This is a genomic window from Streptomyces gardneri (assembly GCF_006539185.1).
Classification (GTDB): domain Bacteria; phylum Actinomycetota; class Actinomycetes; order Streptomycetales; family Streptomycetaceae; genus Streptomyces; species Streptomyces gardneri.
Genome location: NZ_BJMN01000023.1, coordinates 143,383 through 170,160, shown reverse-complemented (window position 1 = coordinate 170,160; position 26,778 = coordinate 143,383). Strand labels below are relative to the sequence as shown.

The 26,778-nt window shown below is 73.5% G+C and carries 12 protein-coding genes; 10 read left to right on the top strand and 2 right to left on the bottom strand.

Annotation, left to right across the window (positions count from 1 at the left end; genetic code table 11):
* The 3 genes from SGA01_RS19025 to SGA01_RS19015 form a co-directional block, all read left to right on the top strand.
* A partial coding sequence (locus SGA01_RS19025) for a type I polyketide synthase (protein WP_167534134.1) occupies positions 1-8,382 on the top strand: 8,382 nt, incomplete at its 5' end.
* A gap of 173 nt (positions 8,383-8,555) precedes the next feature.
* Complete coding sequence (locus SGA01_RS19020) at positions 8,556-15,350, top strand: thioester reductase domain-containing protein (RefSeq protein WP_443098377.1); 6,795 nt, start codon at positions 8,556-8,558, stop codon at positions 15,348-15,350.
* A 185-nt stretch (positions 15,351-15,535) separates the two neighbouring features.
* Positions 15,536-15,943 carry a YybH family protein gene (locus SGA01_RS19015; RefSeq protein ID WP_055639905.1) on the top strand — a complete coding sequence of 136 codons (408 nt, stop codon included), beginning with the start codon at positions 15,536-15,538 and terminating at the stop codon, positions 15,941-15,943.
* Positions 15,944-16,068: 125 nt separating this feature from the next.
* On the opposite strand, the gene SGA01_RS19010 is transcribed toward SGA01_RS19015, so the two are convergent.
* Positions 16,069-16,359 carry a DUF6296 family protein gene (locus SGA01_RS19010; RefSeq protein WP_141297662.1) on the bottom strand — a complete coding sequence of 97 codons (291 nt, stop codon included), beginning with the start codon at positions 16,357-16,359 and terminating at the stop codon, positions 16,069-16,071.
* 219 nt (positions 16,360-16,578) lie between these two features.
* Between SGA01_RS19010 and SGA01_RS19005 the strand changes: the two genes are divergently transcribed.
* From SGA01_RS19005 to SGA01_RS18975, 7 genes are all read left to right on the top strand, one after another.
* Complete coding sequence (locus SGA01_RS19005) at positions 16,579-17,172, top strand: HPP family protein (protein ID WP_141297661.1); 594 nt, start codon at positions 16,579-16,581, stop codon at positions 17,170-17,172.
* A gap of 126 nt (positions 17,173-17,298) precedes the next feature.
* Complete coding sequence (locus tag SGA01_RS19000) at positions 17,299-17,802, top strand: hypothetical protein (protein WP_141297660.1); 504 nt, start codon at positions 17,299-17,301, stop codon at positions 17,800-17,802.
* The gene (locus SGA01_RS18995) at positions 17,772-19,205 is read left to right on the top strand and encodes a hypothetical protein (protein ID WP_141297659.1); all 1,434 of its coding nucleotides are present in this window, start codon (positions 17,772-17,774) and stop codon (positions 19,203-19,205) included. The genes SGA01_RS19000 and SGA01_RS18995 overlap by 31 nt, the downstream gene beginning before the upstream one ends.
* Positions 19,202-20,584, top strand: coding sequence for a VWA domain-containing protein (locus SGA01_RS18990; protein WP_141297658.1), 1,383 nt, complete (start codon positions 19,202-19,204; stop codon positions 20,582-20,584). Before SGA01_RS18995 ends, SGA01_RS18990 begins: the two co-directional genes overlap by 4 nt.
* A 12-nt stretch (positions 20,585-20,596) precedes the next feature.
* Positions 20,597-21,721, top strand: coding sequence for an ATP-binding protein (locus tag SGA01_RS18985; protein WP_141297657.1), 1,125 nt, complete (start codon positions 20,597-20,599; stop codon positions 21,719-21,721).
* Positions 21,718-24,684 carry a DUF5682 family protein gene (locus SGA01_RS18980; protein ID WP_141297656.1) on the top strand — a complete coding sequence of 989 codons (2,967 nt, stop codon included), beginning with the start codon at positions 21,718-21,720 and terminating at the stop codon, positions 24,682-24,684. Before SGA01_RS18985 ends, SGA01_RS18980 begins: the two co-directional genes overlap by 4 nt.
* 74 nt (positions 24,685-24,758) lie before the next feature.
* Positions 24,759-25,454 (top strand): 2-phosphosulfolactate phosphatase, encoded by a 696-nt coding sequence (locus SGA01_RS18975; protein ID WP_141297655.1) that lies wholly within the window; start codon positions 24,759-24,761, stop codon positions 25,452-25,454.
* Between the two features lie 49 nt (positions 25,455-25,503).
* On the opposite strand, the gene SGA01_RS18970 is transcribed toward SGA01_RS18975, so the two are convergent.
* Positions 25,504-26,775: an MFS transporter gene (locus SGA01_RS18970; protein ID WP_141297676.1), complete on the bottom strand. Its 1,272-nt coding sequence runs from the start codon at positions 26,773-26,775 to the stop codon at positions 25,504-25,506.
* Positions 26,776-26,778 lie beyond the last annotated feature (3 nt).

Genomic DNA, 26,778 nt, shown 5'->3' with positions numbered 1-26,778 from the left:
GGTGTCGGCGGTGTGATCAAGATGATCGAGTCCATGCGTCACGGTGTGCTGCCGAAGACCCTCCACGTGGACGAGCCCTCGCCGCACGTGGACTGGGAGGCGGGTGCCGTATCCCTCCTCAGGGAGGAGCGGGAGTGGCCGGAGGTCGGGCGTCCGCGCCGGGCCGCGGTCTCGTCCTTCGGATTCGGCGGCACGAACGCGCACGTCATCATCGAGCAGGCGCCGCAGCCCGTACCCGCCTCCGAGGGTGACGACGAGGCCGTCGTCGCGCCGGTCGCCGCGCTCCCGGCCGCGCTCCCGGCCGTGCCGTGGCTGCTCTCCGGAAAGAGCGCCGACGCGCTGCGGGAGCAGGCAGCGCGTCTCACGGCTTTGCTGGACGCGGCCGAACCGAGCGAGACGGGCGCGGTCGACGTGGGCTACTCCCTCGCCGTGAGCCGCTCCGCGCTCGAACACCGAGCGATGGTGGCCGGGGAGGACCGAGAGCAACTGCTGTCGGGGATACGACTGTTGGCAGCAGGCGAGACGGCTCCGGACGCCGTGCGGGGCGTCCGGAGCAGCGGCAGGACCGCGTTCCTCTTCACGGGGCAGGGTGCGCAGCGGGTCGGGATGGGTCAGGGGCTCTACGAGTCCTTCCCCGCCTTCGCGCGGGCCTTCGACGCGGTGGCGGAGGAGCTGGACGGTCATCTGGCCCGTCCGGTACGGGAGGTGATCGCGGCTGGTGACGAGCTCGACCTGACCGGCTACACGCAGCCCGCCCTGTTCGCGGTCGAGGTGGCGCTCTTCCGGCTGTTGGAGTCCTGGGGTGTCACTCCGGACTTCGTCGCCGGGCACTCCATCGGCGAACTCGCCGCCGCCCACGTCGCCGGCGTGCTCTCCCTCAAGGACGCCTGCGCGCTGGTCGCCGAGCGAGGGCGCCTGATGCAGGCCCTGCCCGGCGGCGGTGCGATGACCGCCGTGCAGGCGAGCGAGGAGGAGGTCGTCGCGCTGCTCGCGGGCCGGGAGAAGCGGGCCGCCATCGCCGCCCTCAACGGCCCCACGTCGGTCGTGGTCTCGGGCGACGGCGACGCGGTGGCCGAGATCGCCGCGGAACTGGAGCAGCAGGGACGTAAGACCAAGCAGCTCACCGTCAGCCACGCCTTCCACTCGCCGCACATGGACGGCATGCTCGACGCGTTCGGCGAGGCCGCTTCGCGGCTCACCTTCGACGCGCCGCGGATCACCGTCGTCTCCACCCTGACCGGGCGGCTCGCCGCCGGCGACGACCTGCGCACCGCCGCGTACTGGACGGACCAGGTCCGGGGCACCGTGCGCTTCGCCGACGCGGTCGCCACCCTCGTCGACGAGGGTGTCACCACCTTCGTCGAGCTGGGCCCGGACGGTGTGCTCACGGCCCTGGCCGGGGGCTTGATCGACGGCCTGGGCGGCTCCGACGGCGTCGCGGACGGCCCGGGCGGCGCGGACGAGGGGAGCGGCGCGGCCGAGGCCGTGGCCGCCGTCCCCGTCCTGCGCCGTGACCGGCCCGAGGACCGGACCCTGATCACCGCTCTCGGCCGGCTCCACGTCCGGGGCGTCTCGGTGGACTGGAGTGCGTTCTACGAGGGGACCGGAGCCCGGCGGGTCGACCTGCCCACGTACCCCTTCCGGACCGACCGTTACTGGCTGGAGCCCGGCACCGCGGCGACCGGCGCGGAGGCCCTCGGCCTCGGGTCGGTCGGGCACCCGCTGCTCGGCGCCGCCGTGACCGTGGCGGGGGCCGAGGAGACCCTCTTCACCAGCCGCGTCTCGCTGCGTACGCAGCCGTGGCTCGCCGACCACGCCGTACTCGACAGCCTTCCCTTCCCCGGCACCGCCTTCGTGGAACTCGTCCTGGCGGCGGGAGAACAGGTCGGCGCGGGACAGGTCGAGGAGCTGACGCTGGCTGCTCCGCTGGTACTTCCCGAGCGCGGCGGTGTGCAGCTGCAGGTCGTGGTCGGGGGCGAACAGGAGTCCTCCGGCCGTCGCGCCGTGGAGGTGTACGGGCGTCTTGAGGGCGAGGGCGCCTGGGTCCTGCACGCGAGCGGTTCGGTGGTGCCCCGGGTGGCCGGGTCGGGCGCGAGTGGCGGCCTGGCGGTGTGGCCGCCGGCCGGTGCGACCGAGGTGGAACTGGGCGATGTGTACGACCGGTTGGTGGAGCGTGGGTACGGGTACGGGGCCGCGTTCCAGGGGCTGAGGCGCCTGTGGAAGGGGCAAGGGGAGCTCTTCGCCGAGGTCGCCCTGGAGGAGGGGCTGCGGGCGGACGCGGGTCTGTTCGCTGTGCATCCCGCGCTTCTCGACGCGGCGCTCCACTCGCTCCTTCCGGGCGTCGCCGACGAGGTCGGACAGGAAGGGTTCCCGTTCTCCTGGTCCGGCGTGAACGTCGACGCCACCGGAGCCTCCGTCCTGCGGGTCCGCCTCGCGACGACCGGAGCCGACACCGTCTCCCTGACCCTTGCCGATGGGCTGGGCGGGCCGGTGGGCTCGGTGGATTCGCTGGTGCTGCGGCCGTTGTCGCGGGAGGCGTTGCGTGCGGCGGGGACGTCGCGCGACGGGTTGTTCCGGGTGGAGTGGCGGCCGGTTCCGGCGGGCGCCGGGGAGCGGCCTGCGGGCGACGTCGTGACCGTACGGCTCGCGCCCGGCGCCGGTGCCGGCGCTGATTCCGGTGCAGAGGGCGGTCTCGCCGAGGCGGCTCGGGGCGCTGTGGCGGACGTACTGGCCCGGGTCCAGGAGTTCCTGGCGGACGAGTCGTCGGCCGAGTCCCGGCTGGTGGTCGTGACCCAGGGCGCTGTGGGCGTCGAGGGTGTGGTCTCGGATCTTGTGCACGCGGGTGTGTGGGGTCTGGTGCGTTCGGTCCAGGCGGAGCACCCGGGGCGGGTGGTTCTGGTCGATGTGGAGGAGGAGGCGGACGTTGCTGTCGCCTTGGTGTCGGGTGAGGACCAGGCCGCTGTGCGGGGTGGCCGGGTGCTCGTGCCCCGTCTCGTCCGCGCCGATGTCGCACCTGCCAAGCCGTCCGTGGACTGGGGCCGGGGCACGGTCCTCGTCACCGGTGCGACAGGTGCCCTGGGTGCGGTGGCGGCCCGCCACCTCGTGCAGGAGCGAGGTGCGCGTCGGCTGGTTCTGGTGAGTCGGCGTGGTGCGGAGGCTCCGGGGGCTGTGGAGTTGGCCGAGGAGTTGGCGGCTGAGGGTGCCGAGGTGGTGTTCGCGGCTGTGGACGTGGCGGATCGTGCCGCGTTGGCGGAGGTTCTGGCGTCGATACCCGCCGAGAGTCCTCTGTCGGCTGTGGTGCACACCGCGGGTGTGTCGGACGACGTGACCGTGGAGGCGCTGACGCGGGATCGGTTGGATGCGGTGTTGCGTCCGAAGGTGGATGCGGTGTGGAACCTGCATGAGCTGACGAAGGATCTGGAGCTCGACGCGTTCGTCGTGTACTCCTCGCTCGCGGGCCTTCTCGGAACCGCCGGTCAGGCGAATTACGCGGCCGGTAACACGTTCCTGGATGCGTTGATGGAGCACCGGCGGGCTTCCGGTCTTGCGGGTGTGTCGTTGGCGTGGGGCCTGTGGGCGGAGTCCAGTGCCCTGTCGGGGCATCTGGGCGAGGCGGATCTCCGGCGTCTGGCGCGCTCGGGTCTGCTCCCGCTGGAGTCGAAGGACGCGATGGAGCTGTTCGACTCGGCCACGTCCGAGGGGGTATCGGATGCTGTCTTCGCGGTGACGCGGATGGACACCGCCGCTCTCCGGGCGCAGGGCAGTGAGTCGCTGTCCGCGATGCTGCGGGGCCTGGTGCCTGCGGCGCCGCGCCGGGCGGCAGCCGGCACCGCCTCCGCGGGTGGTTCTTCGGCTCTGGCCGATCGCCTGGCCGGGCTGGACCGACCCGAGCGGGAGCGTGTGCTGCTGGACCTGGTGCGGGGCGTGGTCGCCGGCGTACTCGGTCATACGGATCAGGGTGCGGTGGAGGCGGAGCGGGCGTTCCAGGAGCTGGGCTTCGATTCGCTGACGGCTGTGGAGCTGCGCAACCGTCTCAACGCGGCCACCGGGCTTCGCCTGCCCACCACTCTCGTCTTCGACCACCCCTCTCCCGCCGCCCTCGCCACCCACCTCCTCGGAGAGTTCTCCGACGTGGACGACCGGGTGAAGGCCGTGGCCGAGCGGGGCACTTCAGCCGGTGCCATCGCCACCGCCGACGATCCGATCGCGATCGTGGGCATGGCGTGCCGGTATCCGGGTGGTGTGTCGTCGCCGGAGGACCTGTGGCGGCTGGTGGCCGAGGGGACGGACGCGATCAGCGAGTTCCCGGTCAACCGCGGCTGGGACCTCGACAACCTCTACAACCCCGACCCCGAGCGGATCGGCACGTCGTACGTCCGCCACGGCGGCTTCCTCCACGAGGCCGACGGGTTCGACGCGGACTTCTTCGGGATGTCCCCGCGCGAGGCGCTCGCCACCGACCCGCAGCAGCGACTCCTCCTGGAGACCGCGTGGGAGGCCGTGGAGAACGCCGGCATCGTGCCCGCCACCCTGCGTGGCAGCCGGACCGGCGTGTTCGCGGGCGTCATGTACCACGACTACGGCGTCGGTGCGCAGAACATCCCGGACGACCTGGAGGGCTACCTCGCGGCGGGCATCGCGGGCAGCGTGGCCTCCGGCCGCGTCTCGTACGCGCTCGGCCTCGAAGGGCCCGCGATCACCGTCGACACGGCGTGCTCGTCGTCGCTGGTGGCGCTCCACACGGCGGCGCACGCGCTGCGGCGGGGTGAGTGCGACCTCGCGCTCGCCGGCGGAGTCACCGTCATGTCCTCGCCCCTCACGTTCGTCGAGTTCTCGCGGCAGCGCGGTCTCTCGACCGACGGCCGGTGCAAGCCGTTCGCGGCTGCCGCGGACGGTACGGGCTGGGGGGAAGGCGTGGGTCTGCTCCTGGTGGAGCGGTTGTCGGACGCTGAGCGCAATGGGCATCGGGTGCTTGCGGTGCTGCGTGGTTCGGCGGTGAATCAGGATGGTGCGTCGAATGGTCTGACGGCGCCGAACGGTCCGGCGCAGGAGCGGGTGATTCGTCAGGCGTTGGCGAATGCGGGTCTGTCGGCGTCGGATGTGGATGCTGTGGAGGCGCACGGTACGGGTACGCGGTTGGGTGACCCGATCGAGGCACAGGCGCTGCTGGCGACGTACGGCCAGGACCGCGCGGATGAACGTCCGCTGTATCTGGGCTCGTTGAAGTCGAACATCGGTCACGCGCAGGCTGCCGCCGGTGTCGGTGGCGTCATCAAGATGATCGAGTCCATGCGTCACGGTGTGCTGCCGAAGACCCTTCACGTGGACGAGCCCTCGCCGCATGTGGATTGGGAGGCGGGTGCGGTCTCGCTTCTCACGGAGGAGCGGCAGTGGCCGGAGGTCGGGCGTCCGCGCCGAGCTGCGGTCTCGTCCTTCGGGATCAGCGGCACCAATGCGCACGTCATCATCGAGGAGGCTCCGCAGCCCGTACCCGCCTCCGAGGGTGACGACGAGGCCGCTGTGGCACCGGTCGCCGCGCTCCCGGCCGTGCCGTGGCTGCTCTCGGGGAAGACCGGTGAGGCGCTGGAGGCGCAGGCGGCTCGCCTCGCCGCTTTCGCCGAGTCCGATGCGGCAGCCGTGGAGCACGTGGGCCGGTCGCTGGCGACGAGCCGTTCGGCCTTCGAGCACCGGGCCGTGGTCGTCGGCGGCGACCGCGAGGCGATCGTTGCCGGTCTGCGTGCCCTCGCGGCGGGCGCCGAGGGACCCGGTGTCGTACGAGGCACCGCCAGGGAGTCCGCCCGCACCGGGTTCGTCTTCACGGGGCAGGGTGCGCAGCGGGTCGGGATGGGGCAGGGGCTCTACGAGTCCTTCCCCGCCTTTGCGCGGGCCTTCGACGCGGTGGCGGAGGAGCTGGACGGTCATCTGGCCCGTCCGGTGCGGGAGGTGATCGCGGCTGGTGACGAGCTGGACCTGACCGGCTACACGCAGCCCGCCCTGTTCGCGGTCGAGGTGGCGCTCTTCCGGTTGTTGGAGTCCTGGGGTGTCACGCCGGACTTCGTCGCCGGGCACTCCATCGGCGAACTCGCCGCGGCCCACGTCGCCGGCGTGCTCTCCCTCAAGGACGCCTGCCTCCTCGTGGCGTCCAGGGCCCGCCTCATGCAGGCCCTGCCTGGAGGCGGAGCGATGCTCGCGGTACGCGCCGACGAGGACGAGGTCGCCGGGCTGCTCGCGGGGCGCGAGCACCAGGTGGGGATCGCGGCCGTCAACGGTCCCGCGTCCGTCGTGATCTCGGGTGACGCCGACGCGGTGGCCGAGATCGCCGGACGTCTGGAGGAACTCGGCCACCGGCCGCGCTTCCTGACGGTCAGTCACGCTTTCCACTCGCCGCACATGGACGGCATGCTCGACGCCTTCCAGCAGGTCGCGGAGGGACTCACGTACCACGAACCGCGCATACCCGTGGTGTCGACGCTGACCGGCCGGCTCGCCGACGGAGACGACCTGCGCACCGCCGCGTACTGGACGAACCAGGTCCGGGGCGCGGTCCGGTACGGCGACGCCGTCGCGACACTCGCCGAACTGGGCGTCACCACGCTGCTGGAACTGGGGCCCGACGGCGCCCTGACCGCGATGACCGACGGCGTACGGCCGAAGGGCGCCGCGGCGGCGATGACGGCGGTGCCGGCGCTGCGCCGGGGGCGGCCCGAGGCCGAGACCCTGCTCGCCGCCCTGGGTCTGCTCCACACCCGTGGCGTGCCGGTCGACTGGTCGGCGTACTACGGAGACGGTGGCGACCACCCGCACATCGACCTGCCCACGTACTCCTTCCGGCACCGGCGCCACTGGCTGGAGTCCGGGCCCGCGAGGTCCGGGGCGGCGGGCTCCGGGGCGACGGGTTCCGGGGCCGGCGGCTCCGAGGCGGACCCGGGAGGCCACCCGTTCCTCGGCGCGCCCGTCGCACTCGCGGGCTCCGGGGAGAGTGTGCTCAGCGGTCGTGTCTCCCTCGCCACCCACCCCTGGCTGGCCGGACACGCGGTGCGGGACACCGTCGTCCTGTCCGCCTCCGCGCTCGTCGACATGGCCGTACGAGCGGGTGACGCGACCGGCGCGACCGTGCTGGACGAACTGTCCCTGCGGGCCCCGCTCGCGATACCCCGCGAGGGCGCGGTCGAGACCCAGGTGCGGGTGGGGGCCCCGGACGCGTCCGGTCGGCGTTCCCTGGCCGTTCACGCGCGCCTCGACCGTCCGGGCGCTGCCTGGACCCTCCACGCCGAGGGGCTTCTCGCCGCGGCAGGGGGCGACAGGGGCGAGGAGGGCGCCTTCGCGTCGCCGGATTCCGGCGCCGAGGAGGCCGTACGGAACGCACCCGAGGTGCGGGTCCCCGAGGAACTCCTTTCGGACGTAACGCGGTTCGGGCTGCATCCGGCCCTCCTCGACGCCGCCGTCCTCGGGCACCCCTTCCCGACCCGCGCCGGGGCCGTGCTCGTGCCGGCCGAGTGGCGGGGTGTCCGACTCCATGCCACCGGCGCGGCCGCTGCCCATGTCCTCCTCGCGGAGACCGGGAAGCTGACCGCCGCCGTCCGGCTCACGGACTCGGCGGGCCGCCCGGTGCTCACGGTGGAGTCCCTCGGCTACCGGGAGGTGCCGCTGGAGGAGTTCGCTTCGGTGGACCCGTCGGCAGGGGACGGGCAGGCCGTCGGGGCGGGGGACGGAACCCCGGCCGGACCGGTCCGGCGCGTCATCGAGACCGCCGCCACCGAGGGCGCTGTCACCGGGAGCGCGACTGCCGGGGCTGCCGCTTCGGGAGCCACCGAGCCGTTCGCCGAGCTCCTCGCGGCCATGCCCCGGGAAGCACGGCGTGTGGCGCTGCTCGATCTCGTCAGGGGTGAAGTGGCCGCTGTCCTCGGTCACTTCGACCCGTTCGCCATCGAGCCCGAGCGGGCCTTCCAGGACCTCGGCTTCGACTCGCTGATCGCTGTCGACCTGCGCAACCGGCTCGGCAGGGCCATCGGTGTCGAACTTCCCGCGACGCTGGTCTTCGACCACCCGACGCCCGACGCACTCACCGACCACCTGCTCGTCCACCTCGCGGCCGTACGGGAGGAGGCGAGCGTCCGCTCGACCCTGGCCGGCCTCGACCACCTGGAATCGGCGCTGCCGGACATGGCCGGCGACGGGGCGCTCCGCGCGACCGTCGCGGCGCGGCTCCAGGGACTCCTGGTCCAGCTCACCGGCGAGGGGTGGCCGGGCGGCACGCCCGACCTGACTTCACTGGCCGGCATCCCGGAGGACGACGACGACCTGGCCGCCCGGCTCGCGGACGCGACCACCGACGACCTCTTCGCCCTCATCGACGGCGAGTTGGACCCGTCGGCCGACTGAACCGGCAGACCGCAGACCGCAGACCGCCGACCTCCGGCGCGGTGGCCGCGCCGCCCGTCGTCGCGCCGCCATCGCGCCCCTTCGCCCGCCTCTCCGACGACCCCACTGATCTGGGAGACCGCAAGACCATGAACAACGAAGAAAAGCTCGTCGACTACCTCAAACGCGTCACCGTGGACCTGCAGAAGACCCGCCGGCGGCTCGCCGAGCTGGAGTCGGCGGCGTCCGAGCCCGTCGCCATCGTCGGGATGGCCTGCCGCTACCCGGGCGGCGTCGCCTCCCCGGACGACCTGTGGAAGCTCGTGGCCGAGGGGCGTGACGCCATCACCGAGTGGCCCGCCGACCGCGGCTGGGACGTCGAGACCCTGTACGACCCCGAGCCCGGGCTGCCCGGCCGTACGTACACCAAGGAAGGCGGCTTCCTGGAGGGCGCGACCCGCTTCGACGCGGGCTTCTTCGGGATCTCGCCGCGCGAGGCGCTCGCCATGGACCCCCAGCACCGGGTGCTCCTGGAGACGGCCTGGGAGCTCTTCGAGGACGCCGGCATCGACCCGACGTCCCTCCGGGGCAGCAGCACCGGTGTCTTCGCCGGCATCGTCGAGCAGAGCTACCTCGACCTCGACGGCCCCGAGGAGTTCGAGGGGTACCTGATGACGAGCAAGCTGGGCAGTGTGGCCTCCGGCCGCATCGCCTACTCGTTCGGCTTCGAGGGCCCGGCCGTCTCGCTCGACACCGCCTGCTCGTCCTCGCTGGTCGCGCTGCACCTCGCCGTGCAGTCCGTGCGCTCCGGCGAGTCGGCGCTCGCGGTCGCCGGCGGTGTGACGGTCAACGGCCACCCCGGCGGCTTCGTCGACTTCTCCCGTCAGAACGGGCTGTCCGCCGACGGCCGTTGCCGCTCCTTCGCGGCCTCGGCCGCCGGCACCGGCTGGTCCGAGGGCGTCGGCCTGGTCCTGGTGGAGAAGCTGTCCGACGCGCGCCGGAACGGGCACCGCGTCCTCGCGGTGATCCGGGGATCCGCCGTCAACCAGGACGGCGCCTCCAACGGCCTGACCGCCCCCAACGGCCCCTCCCAGGAACGGGTCATCAAGGGCGCGCTCGCCGACGCCGGACTGACGACCGCGGACGTGGACATCGTCGAGGCGCACGGCACCGCGACCAAGCTCGGCGACCCGATCGAGGCACAGGCGCTCCTCGCCACGTACGGACAGGGCCGTCCCGCCGACCGTCCGCTGCGGCTCGGCTCGCTCAAGTCGAACATCGGGCACACGGTCGCCGCGGCCGGCGTCGGCGGCGTCATCAAGATGATCCAGGCCATGCGCCACGGCACCATGCCGAGGACGCTCCACGTCGACGAGCCCACCCCCGTGGTCGACTGGCGTGCCGGCGCCGTCGAACTCCTCACCGAGGAGCAGGCCTGGCCCGAGCTCGACCGACCGCGCCGCGCGGCGGTCTCGTCCTTCGGAGTCAGCGGCACCAACGCCCACGTCATCCTCGAAGAGGTGCCCGAGGAGACCACCGCCCCCGAGCAGGCGGAGGGCGGACAGGCCGTGCCCTGGGTGCTGTCCGCCAAGTCCCGTCCCGCACTGCGCGAGCAGGCGCGGCGCCTCGCGGCGCACCTCGCCGAGCGGCCCGAACTCACCGACCAGGACGTGGCGTTCTCCCTCGCGACGACCCGGGCCGCACTTCCCGAGCGGGCGTCGATCGTCGGCGTCGACCGGGAAGCCCGGCTGGCGCGACTCGACGCCCTCGCCGACGGCGAACCCGCCGCGGGCCTGGTGACGGGGAGCGCGGGCCGCTCCGGCAAGACCGTGTTCCTGTTCCCCGGCCAGGGCTCGCAGTGGGCCGGCATGGCCGTCGACCTCATGGACACCTCCCCGGCGTTCGCGGAGCGGATCGACGCCTGCGCCGAGGCCCTGGCCGAGTTCACCGACTGGTCGCTCCAGGACGTGCTGCGCGGCGCCGACGGCGCCCCCGGCCTGGACCGCGTCGACGTCGTCCAGCCCGTCCTGTGGGCCGTGATGGTGTCCCTCGCCGAGCTGTGGCGTTCCCGGGGCGTGCGCCCCGAGGCCGTGGCCGGACACTCCCAGGGCGAGATAGCGGCGGCCACCGTGGCCGGGGTGCTGACCCTCCAGGACGGCGCGCGTGTCGTGGCGCTGCGCAGCCAGGCGATCGGCCGGGTCCTCGCCGGTCTCGGGGGCATGGTGTCCGTGGCCCTGCCCGCGGCGGAGGTCCGCGAGCGGATAGTGCCGTGGGAGGGCGGGATCCAGCTCGCCGCCGTCAACGGACCGCGCTCGGTGGTCGTCTCCGGCGAGAACGACGCGCTGGACGAGTTCCTCGCGGAGGCCCGGACCGACGGGATACGGGCGCGTCGCGTCCCCGTCGACTACGCCTCGCACTCGGCGTACGTGGAACTGCTCCAGGACGAACTGACCACTCTCCTCGCTGATGTGACTCCACGTCAGGCCGAGATCCCGATGCTGTCCACCGTGACCGGGGGCTGGGTCGAGGGGCCCGAGCTGGACGCCGGCTACTGGTACCGCAACCTTCGGCAGACCGTCGAGCTGGAGCGGGCCGTCCGGGCCCTCCTCGGCCAGGGTTACGGCACGTTCGTGGAGGCGAGCGCCCATCCGGTCCTCGTGACCGGGGTCCAGGACATCGCCGAGGACGCCGGGCGCGCCGCCACCGTGGTCGGCACCCTGCGGCGCGACGAGGGCGGCCAGGAGCGGTTCTGGACCTCGGCGGGCGAGGCGTACGTGCGGGGCGCGGCCCCCGACTGGGACGCCGTCTTCGAGGGCTCCGGGGCGCGCCGGGTCGACCTGCCGACGTACGCCTTCCAGCAGGAGCGCTACTGGTACGAGCCGGTCTCGGCCGCCACGGACGCCGTGGGCCTGGGCCTGGACGCCGTCGGCCACCCCCTCCTCGGCGCCGCCGTCACCGTCGCGGCGCCCAACGGCGGGAACGGACCGCACGGACCGTACGGATCGCAGGGAGCGCACGGTTCGCACGGCGACGAGGCGCTCTTCAGCAGCCGGATCACCCGGCACTCCCACCCCTGGCTCGCCGACCACGTCGTGGACGGGGCGGCCGTCCTGCCGCCCGCCGCCCTCGTGGAACTGGTGGTGCGGGCCGGCGACGAGTTCGGCGCCACGGTCCTCGACGAGTTCTCCGTCGAGGCGCTGCCGAGGCTGGACGTCGGCGCCGGGCTGCGGGTGCAGGTCGGCGTGGGCGCGGCGGACGAGCGGGGACGGCGTACGGTCACGGTCCACACCCGGCCCGAGGCCGGTGACGTCACGTGGTCGCTCGCCGGGCGCGGCCGGGTCGGCGTGGAGGCCTCCGAGCCGGACTTCGAGCTGGCGAGCTGGCCGCCGGAGGGCGCGACCGCGCTCGATCTGGACGGTGCCTACGAACGGCTCGCCGGCGACGGGCAGGCCTACGGCCCCGGCTTCCGGGGCGTGAGCGCCGCATGGCGGCTCGGGGAGGACCTGTACGCCGAGGTGTGTCTGCCGGAAGCGGGCCGGAACCGTGCCCTGCCCGGGGACTTCGGCCTGCACCCCGCCCTGCTGGACGCGGCCCTGCACGCGGCACCGCTCACGGCCACGGCGCGGCCGGCGGCCGAGCCGACGGCGGCGGCGCCGACCGCCCCGCACGAGGGCGCCGGTGAGGGCCCTGCCGCCGGGACGGCCGGCGAGACTGGCGCCGAGACCGCAGCCGAGACAACCGCCGAGAGCTCTGCCGGGGGAGTCGCCACGACCGCCTCCGAGATCGCGGCCGAGCGCGTCGCCAAGACCGCCCCCGAGGTCTCCCCCGAGGTCTCCGCCGAGGTTTCCGCCGAGGTCTCCGGATCCCGGTCCGGGCGGCTCGTCGTCGCGTGGCGGGGTGTGCGGCTGCACGCCACCGGTGCCTCCCTCGTCCGCGTACGCCTGACGCCCGCCGGTGACGGCACCCTCGCCGCGTACCTCGCCGACGCGACGGGCCGGCCCGTCGCCTCGATCGCCTCGCTCGGCTTCGGCTCCGCCGGGACCCGCGTCGCCGCCGGGGCGCGCGAGCACGACGCCCTCTTCGAGGTCGCCTGGGCACCCGTCGGCCTCGCCGGCGCCCAGGACGCGACCGCGACCTGGGGCGTGCTCGGTGCCCGTACGCCCCCGCTCGACGCCCTCCTGCCGGGCGCCCGGCGCCTGCCCGACGTCCCGGCCGCCGGGGAGGCCGCACGGACCGGCGACGGGCAGCCGCTCCTCGCCGTGCTCGCCCCCGCGGGGGGAGCCCAGGGCGGGATCCTGCCCGGCTCGGTCCACCGGGCCGCGCGCCATGCGCTCGCCCTGGTCCAGGAGTGGCTGGCCGACGACCGGCTCGCCGGGACCCGGCTCGTGGTCCTCACCCGGGGTGCGGTCGCGACCCGTACCGAGGACGTGACCGACCTCGCGGCGTCCGCCGTCTGGGGGCTGGTGCGCTCGGCCCAGTCCGAGCACCCCGGGCGCGTCGTGCTCGTCGACACCGACGGCTCCCCGGCCTCCGACGCCGTCCTTCCGCTGCTGTCGGCGGCGGGCGTCGGCGAGGCGCAGCTGGCGCTCCGCGACGGTCAGGTGCTCCGGCCCAGGATGCGCCGGGTGGCGGCCGCGGTGGACGCTCGGCCCTCGGGGTCCTGGAACCCCGACGGTACGGTCCTGATCACCGGCGGCACCGGCTCGCTCGGCGCGCTGTTCGCGCGGCACCTGGTGACCCGCCACGGGGTGAGGGACCTCCTCCTCACCAGCCGGCGCGGTGAAAAGGCGGACGGTGCAAGGGAGTTGAGCGAGGAGCTGAAGCGGCTCGGCGCCCGGGTGACGATCGCCGCCGCCGACGCCGCCGACCGGGAGGCGCTCGCACGGGTCCTCGCCGACATCCCGGCGGACCGCCCGCTGACCGGCGTCGTCCACATGGCCGGTGTCCTGGACGACGGTCTGATCGCGGACCAGACGCCGGAGCGACTGGACGCGGTGCTGCGCCCGAAGGCCGACGCCGCCTGGAACCTGCACGAGCTGACCCGAGGCCTCGACCTCTCGGCCTTCGTCCTGTTCTCCTCCCTCGCGGGCGTGATCGGCGGCGCCGGCCAGGCTCCGTACGCCGCGGCGAACGCCTTCCTCGACGGCCTCGCCGAGCACCGCGCGGCCCGCGGCCTGCCGGCGACCTCCGTCGCCTGGGGCCTGTGGGAGCAGTCCGGCGGCATGACCGGGGACCTGGACGAGGCCGACCTCCGGCGCATCGCCCGGGCCGGCTTCCGGCCCGTCACCGCCGAGCGCGGACCGGCGATCCTCGACGCCGCCCTCGCGCAGGGGCTGCCGGCGCTCGTCGGCACCCCGCTGGACGTGGCCGCCCTGCGGGAGAACCCCGGCCGGGCGCCGCTGCTGCTGTCCGCGCTCGCGGGCGCCCCCACCCGTGGCACCGCCCGGAACGCCGCCGACACCGGCGCCGCCTCCGGCCGGGATCTGGGCGGGATGACCGGGGCCGAGCAGCTCGCGTACCTCCTCGGGGTCGTCCGGGCCGAGGCCGGTGCCGTGCTCGGCCACCCCGACCCGGCGGGCATCGCCGGCGACCAGCCGTTCCCGTCGCTCGGCTTCGACTCGCTGACCGCCGTGGAACTCCGCAACCGGCTCGACGACGTCGTGGGCGGCAGGCTCCCCGCGACGCTGGTGTTCGATCACCCGACCCCCGTGGCGCTCGCGGAGTACCTCCGCACGGTCCTGCTGGAGGGTACGACGGGGAGCGGCGCCGGCCGGGCCGGGGCCAAGGGCGAGGGAGGTGCGGCGCACGCCGTGGACTTCGCGGCCGAGACCGTACTCCCCGAGGACGTACGGCCCGAGGGCGTCGTCACCCGCGTCGCCACGGAGCCCACCATGGTGTTCCTGACCGGGGCCACCGGCTTCCTCGGCGCCTTCGTCCTGCGTGATCTGCTGGTGACGACGACCGCTCGCGTGCGGGTGCTCGTCCGCGGCGCGGACCAGGCCGATGCCCAGGAGCGGCTGCGCGCCAACCTGGACTGGTACCGCATCGCGGAGGAGATCGACGAGAGCCGGATCGACGTCGTCGTCGGCGACCTCGCACGGCCTCTCCTCGGCCTCGACGAGGGGGAGTTCGACCGGCTGAGCCGGGAGACCGACGTGGTCTACCACGTCGGCGCCTCCGTCAACTGGCTGCACCCGTACGAGGACCTGAAGGCGGCCAACGTCTCCGGCACGATCGAGGTCCTGCGGCTCGCGGCCCGGCACCGCTCGGTGCCCGTCCACTACGTGTCGACGACCGGAGTCTTCTCGGGCACCGACAGCGGTGGCGCCGCCCTCGCGCCGGACGCGCCGACAGGCCCGGCGGAGTCACTTCCCACCGGATACGTCCAGAGCAAATGGGTGTGCGAGCAGCTCATCGGGACGGCCCGGGAGCGAGGCCTGCCGGTCTCGGTCTACCGCGTCGACGTGATCTCCGGCGACCAGCGCAACGGAGCCTGCCAGACACGGGACTTCGTCTGGCTGAGCCTCAAGGGCATCCTGCAGGCCGGCGCGGTCCCGGAGGGGATGGTGGGGCCCGTCCACCTGATGCCCGTGGACTACGTCAGCGCGGCGATCCTCACGATGTCGGGCCGGGAGGGCGCGGTGGGACGGACGTTCCACCTCTACAACCCGAGCGAGCTGACGTTCGCCGAAGCCGCCGAGCACCTGCGGTCGTTCGGCTACCCGCTGGGTGAACTGGACCGGGACGCCTGGCTGGAGCTCGTGCGCTCCGACCGGGGCAACGCGCTCGTGCCGCTGCTCGACGCCTTCGAGATGCTGACCGCGGACAGCTCCGGTTTCTACCCGCCGATGGACATCACCGACACGCTGGAGGTGCTCGCGGGAAGCGGCGTGCACTGCCCGCCCGTGACCAAGCAACTGTTCGGCAGGTACGTCGACTTCTTCACCGAGGTCGGCTACTTCCCGGCGGCACCGATGACCGAGGGGTGATCCGCGCCGGACAGGCGATTACCCCACGGTGGATGGGGGGTGGGGCGCCGCCGCATACGGTCGGCGTGCCGTCGCACCCCCCGTCCCAACCGGCACGACCCGGAGCGACCGGGCAGGGCCCGGAGCGCACCGGAAACGACCGGAACGACAGAGAAAGCACCAACGAACAGGGAGCAGTCATCACCATGACCACCACCGATCTCGCCAATCTGGTCCTCACCGACGACGTGGAGCAGCAGAACCAGGCGTTCATCGACGCCTTCAACTCGGGCGACGGCGCCATCTTCGACACGCTCTACCGCGACGACGCGATCTCGAACCTCTCGGGCAGCCCGCTGACGGGCGCGGAGCGCCGGCAGGGCATCATCGACCTGCTGAACACCGGCCCCAAGCTCGACTCGAAGGTCGTGCAGAACTACGTCGCCGGTGACGTCTCGCTGGTGATCGTCGAGTTCCGCCTCGACGTCGCGGACGAGCAGGGCGGGCGCCAGATCATCACGGGCACCTGCACCGACGTCATGCGGCGCACCGGCGACAACCGCTGGATCATGGCGATCGACCGCCCGCTCGCGGACGAGCTCCCGACCAAGTAGCCGTCCGCCGGATCCACCTTCCCCCACCCGTCAGCTCCGGCCCCGAATCCCCCGCGGGGCCGGAAACAGGAGAGCCCCCTGTCCCCGTGGACGGGGGGCTCTCCGTGCTCTCCTCGCGCTCCGTGTCACGGGCGAGAGCCCGGAGCGCCCTCCGGATCGGCATCCGCCGCATCGGCGTCGGCATCGGCATCGGGGAGCGGCCGGGCCATGACGCCCTGGGCGATCTCCTGATGTCCGCCCGAGGCGAGTACGCGTACCTCGCCCCGGTCGCTGATCTCCGCCCGGATGATGCCCGTCGGGTCGGAGTACACGGGATGACCCCCGGGCCCTTTGGAGAGGGTGCGCTCCACGGTCACGACGTCCCGGGCCGAGCCCGCGCCGTCGGAGAACACCAGCTCGTACCGGAGTGTGTTCATTTGCCCCATCTTACGCCGCATGGGCAGCGGACACCCCGCCGACCCCGCCCCCTCCGACGCGAAACCGCTGGTTAGAGTGGTGATCGGTTGCGCCGCCGCACCAGGATCACGCGCATGACCTGGCCGACTGTCGACCACAGAGTCCCGTACGACCGTCACCCCCGACTCCTGCCCTGCCCTGCGCGGCCCCCGGCCGCCCGCCCGGAAACGCCGCATCACATGAGCACCGACACCGCACGCCGTACCGCAGCCGACGCGGACACCGACGCCACGGCCTCCGCGCCTGCCGCCGCCTCCGCCCCCTCCTCCGGCCCCCGCCGGCCGAGGATCGTCGGCCGGGCTCCGGCCAGGCCCGCGCCCGCGGCCGCCTTCCACAGCGTCACCGCGGCCACGGCCGCCCTGCTGGGGCTCGTCGCGATCGGCGCCGCCATCCACGAGCCGGTCCTGATACCTCCGCTGGCCGCGAGCGCCGCCCTGGTGCACTGCGCTCCCACGCTTCCCCTGGCCCAGCCCCGCAGCGTGGTCGTCGGGCACCTGCTCGGGGCCGCCGCCGGATACGCGGTCGCGGCGACGGCGGGCGGCAGCACCTGGGCCGCCGCGGTCGCCGCCGGTGTCGCCCTCGCGCTGACGACCCTGGCCAGGACCCCGCACTCCCCGGCCTGCGCGACAGCCGTCGTCATCGTGCTCCAGTCGCCCGCGCCGGGCCGGTTCGTGCCGCTGCTCTTCGGCGCCACGGTCCTGCTCGTCGCGACCGCGTTCACCGCGTCCCGCATCCGCAGGGGCGCACCGAGGTATCCCGCCTACTGGTGGTGAGTTCACCCCCCGTCAGACGCCCCGCTGAGGCTGCTCCCAGGCCGTTGTCAGTGGGCGGGGATAGGTTCGTTCCTGTCGCGCCGCTCCGGCGTGTACATCCCCTTTGACGTGCATGGGAGAGGTGTCTTGACGGTCTGGGAGACGTCGAGCGTGGCGCGGGTCGTACCGCCCGCGCGACCGCGGAAGCTCGCCAAGGTGCCGTTCGTCGAGCTGGCCGACGGGCGGTTGCAGGGTGTCGTGTCCAGTGGGTCCGACATAGGGCGCGTGTACGTGTCCTCGATCGCCACCGGGACGTACGCGTTCGCGTGCAGCACCAACAACAACCGCCCCTGCGGCGGCGCGCGCGGCATGTTCTGCAACCACATCCGGACGCTCGTCGCCGAGGCCGTCCTGCAGTACGGGGCCGAGCGCGTCGCCCGCTACCTGAAGGCCGAGACGCCGGGCCAGGAGCCCGACGCCTCCGCGCTCGTGTCGGTGATGACCGCCACGCGCCCCGCCCAGGGCGACACCTCGGCGGCCGCCCCGGTGTTCAGCCGCTTCCTGCGGCACCTGGCCTATCTCGAAAGGGAGCCGGTGACCACGCCGTTGCCCGAGATGCAGTGGTTCCCGCCGACGAGGGCGGTGGCCTGATGCGTACGGACCTGCTCTCCGACCCCGTGGACGGGCTCGACGAGGCCCTCGCGGCCGTCGACGCCTTCGACCGGGTGCTCGTCGCCGGACTCCTCCGTCCCCAGCCCGCGCAGGCCGACGGCCTCACCGCGATCACGGACGCCGTCGCCGGGACGCCGCTGGCCGCGCGCGTCGCCGAGGCCGCCGAGAAGACCGCGGCCGGCGCGGCGGGCGAGGAGCACTTCATCGCCCTCGCCGCCGCCCGCACCGCCCTCATGGGCTCCGTCCACGACGCCCTCGTGAGCCGGATCGGCGACGTCACGGGCCGACCGCACGCGGAGGCCACCGCACCGGCCGCGGGCGGGGACGGCCCCGCCGCCAACGTGCTGGCGGCCGCCCGCGCCTGGCTGTGCGACATCGCCCGCGCCGGCTGGCAGGGCATCGACCACGAACTGGTCGCCGGTGCCGCGCCCGTGGTCTCCGCGATGCTGCCGGACCCGCTGCTGAGGCGTCAGGCCGCGCTGCTCGACGGCTTCGCGGCCGAACTGGCCGCCTCCTGCCCGGGCGCCACCCTGGAGCGCATCCCGGTGCGCCGCTGGGCCGACCTCTGGTCCCGCGCGCTGCTGCTGACCCTGCCCGGCGCGACCGGCGCCGCCACCGGAGCCGTGACGTCCACCGCGACCGGCCGCCTGCTGCCGCTCGGCGTCGACGTGCAGGAGCACGCGACCGCCGTACAGGCGCAGGTCCACGCGGTGTTCGAGCCCGCCGACGGCACGGCCCCGCGCCTGGTCCGGGCCGCGGTCTCCGCGCCCAAGCCGGACACCGTCGTCGGCGCCGGACTCTGGCAGCTGCTCCGCCCGCGGATGTCGCTCCTGGCGGCCGTGAGCGAGGGCCGCTCCATGGAGCTCGACGCCATGCCCGTCACCGACGAGGGCGACCTCGTCTGGGACGACGAGCGCGCCCGCGCGGGGGAGCCCGCCGACCCGTTCGCCACCGCCCGGGTGATCCTCTCCACCGCCGCCGACCCCGTGACCGCCCCGCTGGACCGCCACCCGGTCCGGATCGCCGTTCCCGTACTCGTCGAGGGGTACGCGGTGGAGCGCGAGGACGACGGGCCGACGGTGTTCGCGGTCGCCGGGCACCGGCTGGCCGTCGACACCGACCGCGTCCCGGCGGCCGGTCCGCTCACCCCGGAGACGGTCGCCGCGTCCGGCGCGTGCGTCGGACTGCTCCGCTGGGACGCCGGCGCTTTCGTCCTCCAGCCGCTCGCCGTCGAGACGACCGTGCGGAAGAAGACCGCCGCCGTCCACGCGGGAGCCTGGGCCGGAGGCACCACCGACAAGACGGGCGTCCGGGCGGAGAAGGCGGCCACGGACTCCGTCGCCGTCCTGCGCGAGCGAGCCGGAAGGCTGCTGCGGAAATGACCGACAGCACCGCCCCCGGCGACACCACCATCCCCACCGACATCGACTCCGCCGGCTCCGACGACAACCGCCGTCAGGTCCTCTACTGGCGTCTCCTCGCCCGCCTCTTCGACCACGAGGAGCAGGCCTCCCTGGAGTCCGCCAGCCTCGCCGTCGTCGAGGACATCGGCCTCCCGTCGGCGCTGCTCGACCCGGGCGCGTCCGTCGACTCCGTCGTCCAGCGCCATCCGGAACTGGCCGACGAGTTCGACGGCCTGATGACCCCGGAGCCCGCACCGGACGACGCCCGCGACCGGGCCGCCGAGGTACGGCGCGCCGCACTCGCGTCGAAGGTCCTGCTGAACGTCTTCTCCACCGGCTCCGGCACGGTCTCCGCCGGCCAGTTGGCCCGCTGGCAGTCGGACGCCGGCTGGCTGGAGCGCGCGCTCGGCTGCCCGCCCGGCGGCCTGCGCGGCGGCCGGGCGGCCGGAGCAGGCCTCACCGGCGGCGGCCTCGGAGCCGAACTCGGCGCCGTAGAGGCCGACCTGGTCCAGCGCATGCACCTGCGCGAGGTGCTGGCCGACCCCGCGCTCGCCGCCAAGCTCACCCCCAGCATGTCCCTCATCGAGCAGCTCCTGCGCGACAAGGGCAACCTCTCCGGCATCGCCCTGGCCAACGCCAAGTCCCTCATCCGGCGTTACGTCGACGAGGTCGCCGAGGTGCTGCGCACCCAGGTGGAGAAGGCGACCGTCGGCGAGCTGGACCGCTCGGTCCCGCCCAAGCGGGTCTTCCGCAACCTCGACATCGACCGCACCATCTGGAAGAACCTCACCAACTGGAGCCCGGAGGAGGAGCGGCTCTACGTCGACCGCCTCTACTACCGGAACACCGTCCGCAGGACCACGCCCCAGCGGCTCGTCGTCGTCGTGGACCAGTCCGGTTCGATGGTCGACTCGATGGTGAACTGCACCATCCTGGCCTCGATCTTCGCCGGTCTGCCGAAGGTCGACGTCCACCTCATCGCGTACGACACCCGCGCGATCGACCTCACCCCCTGGGTGCACGACCCGTTCGACGTGCTGCTCCGCACCAATCTCGGCGGCGGCAACGACGGACCGGTCGCCATGGCGATGGCCCGGCCGAAGATCGCCGAGCCCAAGAACACCGTCATGGTGTGGATCTCCGACTTCTACGAGTTCGACCGCTCCCAGCCGCTCTTCGAGGGCATCGAGGCGGTCCACCGGTCCGGCGTGCGGTTCATCCCCGTCGGCTCGGTGACCAGCTCCGGACGCCAGGAGGTCAACCCCTGGTTCCGCGAGCGGTTCAAGGCGCTCGGCACCCCGGTGGTCTCCGGCCACATCGACAAGCTCGTCCACGAACTCAAGACCTTCCTCACCTGAGAGGCCCTTCGCATGTCCGAACTGCTCCGTGCCCCCGCCGAGATCAAGTACGCCGAGGAGCTCGACTGGCTGGAATCGATCGACGACAACCCCAAGCCGTTCTCCTGGCGGCTGTCCCCGAAGATGGTGCGCCTCTTCGTCTTCGGCTCCGAGCGCGCCGACGGCCTCGACCGGGAGGTGGCACAGAAGTGGTTCGGCGACCGAAGCATCGTCGAGCGCGCCATCGTCACCCTCGCATCCGACCGCGGCCTGCTCCTCATCGGTGACCCCGGCACCGGGAAGAGCTGGCTCGCCGAGCTCCTCGCGGCCGCGATCAGCCGCAACTCCACGCTCGTCGTGCAGGGCACCGCGGGGACCACCGAGGACCACATCAAGTACTCGTGGAACGTGTCCATGGTCATCGCCAAGGGCCAGTCGCGGGAGTCGATGATCCCCTCGCCGATCATGACCGCGATGGAGACCGGCACCATCGGCCGATTCGAGGAGCTGACCCGCTCCACCAGCGACGTCCAGGACGCGCTCATCTCGATCCTCTCCGAGAAGTACGTCTCCGTCCCCGAGCTGGAGAGCGACGGCGGCGGCGACAACATCGTCTTCGCCAAGCCCGGCTTCTCGGTCATCGCCACCGCCAACAGCCGCGACCGAGGCGTCAACGACCTGTCGTCCGCACTGAAGCGCCGCTTCAACTTCGTCCGCATCCCGGTCGTGACGAACAAGAAGAGCGAGGCCGAGATCGTCCGCTTCCGCACCGAGGAACTGCTCCGCCGCCACCAGATCGACCTGGACGTGCCGCCGACCCTCCTCGACGTCCTCCTCCAGAGCTTCGCCGACCTCCGCGCCTCCTCCGCCGCGGCCGGCAGCGACGACGAGAAGCTCGAGTCGGCGCTGTCCACCGCCGAACAGATCGGCGTACTGGAGGACGCCGTCCTCCACAGCAACTTCTTCGGCGAGCGCGCCCTGACCGCCCGTACTCTGGCCGCCTCGCTCGTCGGCTCCCTCGCCCGCCGCGAGCCCGAGGACCTGGCCATCCTCAACAAGTACCTGCACGGCGTCGTCGAGCCGCGCGGCAAGGAGGAAGGCGGCTCCTGGCCCGAGTTCCTGGAGGGCGGCCGCGAAGCGATCGCCAAGCTGGCATGAGCGCGGCCCCCGAGACCCCGTTCGCCGCACTGCGGGGCCAACTCCACGGTGCCGCAGCCGAGTTCGCCGGGGGAGGAGACGCCCTGGAAGGCATCCTCCTTGGCATGGTCGACGACGTAGACCGGGCGGCCGGTGAACCCCTGGAGATCTTCCCCGTCTGTCACCACTCGCCCGCTTCGGCGCTCGCCATGGCCCGCCGGCTGCGCGAGAAGCAGCCGAAGGTCGTGTACCTGGAGCTGTGCGAGGACATGGCGCCGCTCCTGACCGAGCTGCGCAACTGCCGGCTTCCGGTCGCCGTGCAGGCGTTCGCCAGCGACATCGACGGCTTCCCGGCCGACTGGGCCCCGCTGTCCGTCGTCGCGCCGATCACCGAGGCCTCCGCCGAGTACCAGGCCGTCGCCTACGCCCTCGACACCCCCGGCGTCGAGCTCGTCCTCGTCGACCGCTCCTCCGACCACGTCTTCCAGTGGGACACCCGGCACGACCGGACCGGGGACCCGGACCGTCCGGACGACGACACGGCGGCTCCGGCGGCGAAGGCGGCCGGGACCGAGGCCGAGGCGGCGCTCCACGGCGAGGCCGTCGGCGTCGAGATCGGCGACCTGCGCCCGCGCTTCGCCGAACTGGAGGAGCACCTGCTCCGGCACGGCAAGGTCCGCCACTGGTCGGAGTGGTGGCACCAGTACGTCGAGGTGCCGCTCGGCGACAGCGACCACGACACCTACCGCCAGGTCATGTTCCTCATCGGCAGCCTGTTCCGGCGGCTCGCCCCGGGCGACGGCGACCGGGTCCGCGTGGACGAGGACCGCGAGCGGTACATGTGGACCCGGATGCGCGAGCACCTGGCCGCGACCGGCACCGACCCGGCGGACTGTCTGTACGTGTGCGGCGCCTTCCACGCCGCGAGCCGCGTCGACGAGTTCGGCGTGGACGGCACCACGGGCGCAGACGGCACCACCGGCTTCTCGATCTCCCCGCGGACCGCCACCACCTGGCAGTACGGGCTGATCCCGTCGAGCCACACCGCGATCGAGGCGCAGTTCGGCCTCGCCTCCGGATCGGTGTCGATCGCCGCGACGCAGTGGGCGAAGAACCTCAAGCGCACCCGGGTGAAGCCCTACCGCCTCGCGGGCCAGGCCGGCACGAAGAAGCCGGCCCCGACGAAGACGGCCGCGAAGGCCGCCGCTCCCGTCGTGCCCGTGGCCGCGGAGGACCGGCTCTCCGGCTTCCTGCGCAGGCCGCCGGTCGTCGACACCCTCGACGAGGCCGAGCTGCTTGGCTGGTCCGTGGACATCGTCCGCGCGGCCCGCCGCAGCGGCTACCTCGCCTCGACCGCCGACGCGATCGCCGTCTTCGAGACGTCGATCCTGCTGGCCGGCATGCGGGACCGGGCCAAGCCCACGCCGTACGACTTCCAGGACGCGGCCGTCACCTGCATCGAGAAGGACTCGGTGCCGGGGCGCCGGGACGTGCGCCGCCTCGTCGAGATCATGATGGGCGGCGACCGGATCGGTCAGGTGGGCTACGACGCGCTGCCGCCGCTGGCGCGCGACGTGCACGACCGGCTGGCACCCCTGGAGCTGAACCTCCAGCAGCGCGGCGTGCGGCGCGCCCTCCTCGACATGGCCTCGGAGCCCGACCTCCGGGCCTGCTCCGACGTCCTGTGGATGCTGCGCCGGCTGATGCCGCCCGGCGCCGCGCGCCCCATCATGGGAGAGCGGCGGCTCGGCGAGCGCTCGATCCAGGAGTCCTGGGACCTGTCCCTCGGCACCCACCAGCGCGCCCTCATCGAGCTCGGGTACGAGGGCGTCAGCCTCGAACAGGTCCTGGAGCAGCGGCTGCGCCGCACCGCGTACGGGCCGCAGGCGACGGCCGCGCAGGTCCTGGAAGCCGTCGAGGACGCGACGCTGTACCTCGGCGGCCGGCGCCTCGCCGAAGAGCTGGGCACCCGGGCCCTGGAGGTCCTGGCCGCCGAGCGCACGGTGGACGGGGCGCCGGAGGTGCTGCGCAGGGTCCGCGGGCTCCTCGCGTACTACCGGACGAGCGAGGCGGTGCTGCCGTCGTGGATCGAGTCGTTCGTCAGGACCGGTTACGCGCACTACTGCACCCTGCTGCCGACCGCCTTCCGGGACGAGGACGCGACGGCCGGACAGGTGGCGGCCATGCTGGGCTTCCTGTTCAGCATGGAGAGCCTGGCGCTCTCCCTGGGCTGCGACCGGACGCAGCTCGAACTGTCGGTCGCGCAGTCGCACCCGCAGGACCCGGCGAAGACGGCGCTGCTGTGGGCGGCGCAGGTGCAGCTCGGCACGCTCTCCCGAGCGGAGCTGCGGGCACGCTGCGACGAGCTCCTCGGCAACCCCCTGGTGGTGCCCTCCTACCCGCGCTACCTCAGCGGCTTCGTCCACGCGCTCGAACCGGTGCCGGGACTCGCCGACGTCGTGGTGGAGGCCGTGTCGAACGCCTTCGGGCGACTGCCGGACGCCGTCCTGCTGCCGTGGCTGCCGGTCCTCATCACCACGCTCAGGTCGAACGCGGCGGAGCTGGCCCCGCTGCTCATCCGAGAGGCGGGACGCATCTTCCCGGCCCGGCTCGCCGCCCTGGACGCCTGGGTCCCGCCGTGGCGGCAGCAGCCGGCCGCGCTCGCGCCGGCCCGCACGCGTCCGCACTCCGCGGCTCCACGGGGCGCGGCGCTGCTCCCGGCCCACCCGGAGACCTGCGACGCGCTCGCGGAGCTCCTGGGCTGCTCGGACGGCTGGGCGCCTGCGGACGTACCGCCCCGGCACAGCCGGGGTGTCGCCCTGCTGCCCGCGCATCCGGGAACCTGCGACGCGCTCGCGGGACTGCTCGGCTGCGAGGAAGGCTGGGCGGCGGCCGGGACGGACACGGCCGCCCGCCAACCGTCCCTGACGGGACGCCACCCCGAGACGGCACTCGCGGTGACGGCCCTCCTCGCGGGCTCATGACGGACCGGGCGCCGTCGACGTGATGCGCGTCACTGCCCGGGTGTTCCGGCCCGGGCATACGCGATCATGAAGGGATGGACGCTCGATTCCTCTCCATCGCCGACGTGGTCGAAGTCCCCTCCGTGGCCGTCGTCGTCGACGTCATGCGCGCCTACACGGTGGCCGCCTGGGCCTTCGCCCGAGGAGCGGAGAAGATCGTCCTCGCGGGGTCGCTGGACGAAGTCCTGGCGCTCAAGGCCCGCCACCCGGACTGGGTCGGGCTCAAGGACGGTGCGCCCGCGCCCGGGTTCGACGCCGTCAACTCCCCGGGACTGCTGCGCTCCCTCGACCTCGGCGGACGGACCGTCGTCCAGAAGACCACGGCGGGGACCGTCGGCGCCCTCGCGGTCAAGGACGCCTCGCTGGTGCTGTGCGCCGGCTTCGTGGTGGCCGAGGCGACGGCGGGGGTCCTGCGGGCACGAGGGAGCGACGGTGTGACGTTCGTGGTCACCGGCGAGGACGGGCGCGCCGACGAGGACCTGGCATGCGCCCAGTACATCGCCCGCAGGGCCACCGAGACGGACGTCGACGCGACGGAGTTCCTCCGCCGCGCCGACACGTCACGCGCCGCCGCCGAGTTGAGGGAGGGCGTGCGTCAAGGAGCCCACCCCGACGACGTCGCACTCTGCCTCGAGCTCGACCGCTTCCCGTTCGCCATGGTGGCGACCCTGGAGGACTCGCTCATGGTCCTCCGCCCGTGCGCCGTGCCGTCGCCGACCGACCAGGCCTGAGCCCGGACGCCGGCGGCCTCCACCGCCACCCTGATCCGCCGGACAGCCCCTAACCCGTGCGGCCCTCGTCCGTCGCGCCGTCGACCACCGGCGCCCGGCCGAGCCCCCGAACCGCCGGGACGCAGAGCATGACCCCGAGGAGCACGACACCCGTCACGGCCGAGAAGAGCAGGACCCGGTCGGCGCCGAAGGACTCCGCCGCCGGACCGGCCAGGGCCCGGCCCAGCGGGATCACCATGATGGAGCCGGCGATGTCGTAGGCCGAGACACGGCTGAGGACGGCCAGGGGGATGTGGGACTGCACGCTGGTCGCCCACATCACCCCCCAGAAGGCGAAACCGCAGCCGGCCACGACGCCCGTGACCGCCGTGAGCGTGAACGACCAGCCGAGGGCCGGGGCCAGGGGGTTGAGCGAGAAGAACAGCATGGCGAGGACGCCCGCGACGAGCGGGCGGCGAGGCTTGACGCGCATGCCGAGCAGCCCGCCCACGATCGTGCCGGCCCCGTCGGCGGAGGCGATCCAGCCGTAGCCGCTCGCCCCGTGCTGCTCGGTGAGCAGCGCCGCGCCCAGCGGCAGCGCCGGGCCGAAGACGAACAGACCGTAGACCGCCCAGACGGCGATGACGCCCCACAGCCAGGACCGGGACCGGAACTCATGCCACCCCGTCGCCAACCGCTGCCACAGCGGGTCGGCACTGTCGTCCTTCGCGGTGTTCAGCTTCCGCAGCGGCGCGAGGCCCAGCGCGCTGAGCGCGTACGCCGCCGCGATGACCAGGAAGGAGCCCGCCACGTCCCAGTAGGCGACGAGGAGCCCGGCGAGACCCGGGCCGAGCAGGGTGCAGATCGCCTCGGATATCCGCAGCAGCGCGTTGGCCCGCTGGATGTCCTCGGCGACCTGGGGGACCATGCTCGCCAGGCCCGGCTGGAACATGGCCGTCGCGGCGCCGCTGAGCGCGAGCAGCGCCATGATGTGCCAGAGCCGTACCCCGCCCGCGGCCAGCAGGGCCGCGAGCGCGAGCATGGCCACCAGGCGCACCACGTCGGCGCCGACCATCATCACCTGCGGGGTGAACCGGTCGGCGAGGACGCCGCCGACCAGGACCAGCAGGACGATCGGTGCCATCCACGCGGCCAGCGCGTATCCGACGCCACTGGCCCCGTATCCCGCGCCGAGGACGGCTGTCGTGAGCGAGACCATCAGCATGCCGTCGGCGAGCAGCGACGCGCTGCGCGCGGTGAAGAACAGCCGGAAGCGGTGCGACCGCCACGGGCTGGGAAGGAGTTCCGGCTTCTGCCGGACGGTCACTCCATCGGTATCCATCGT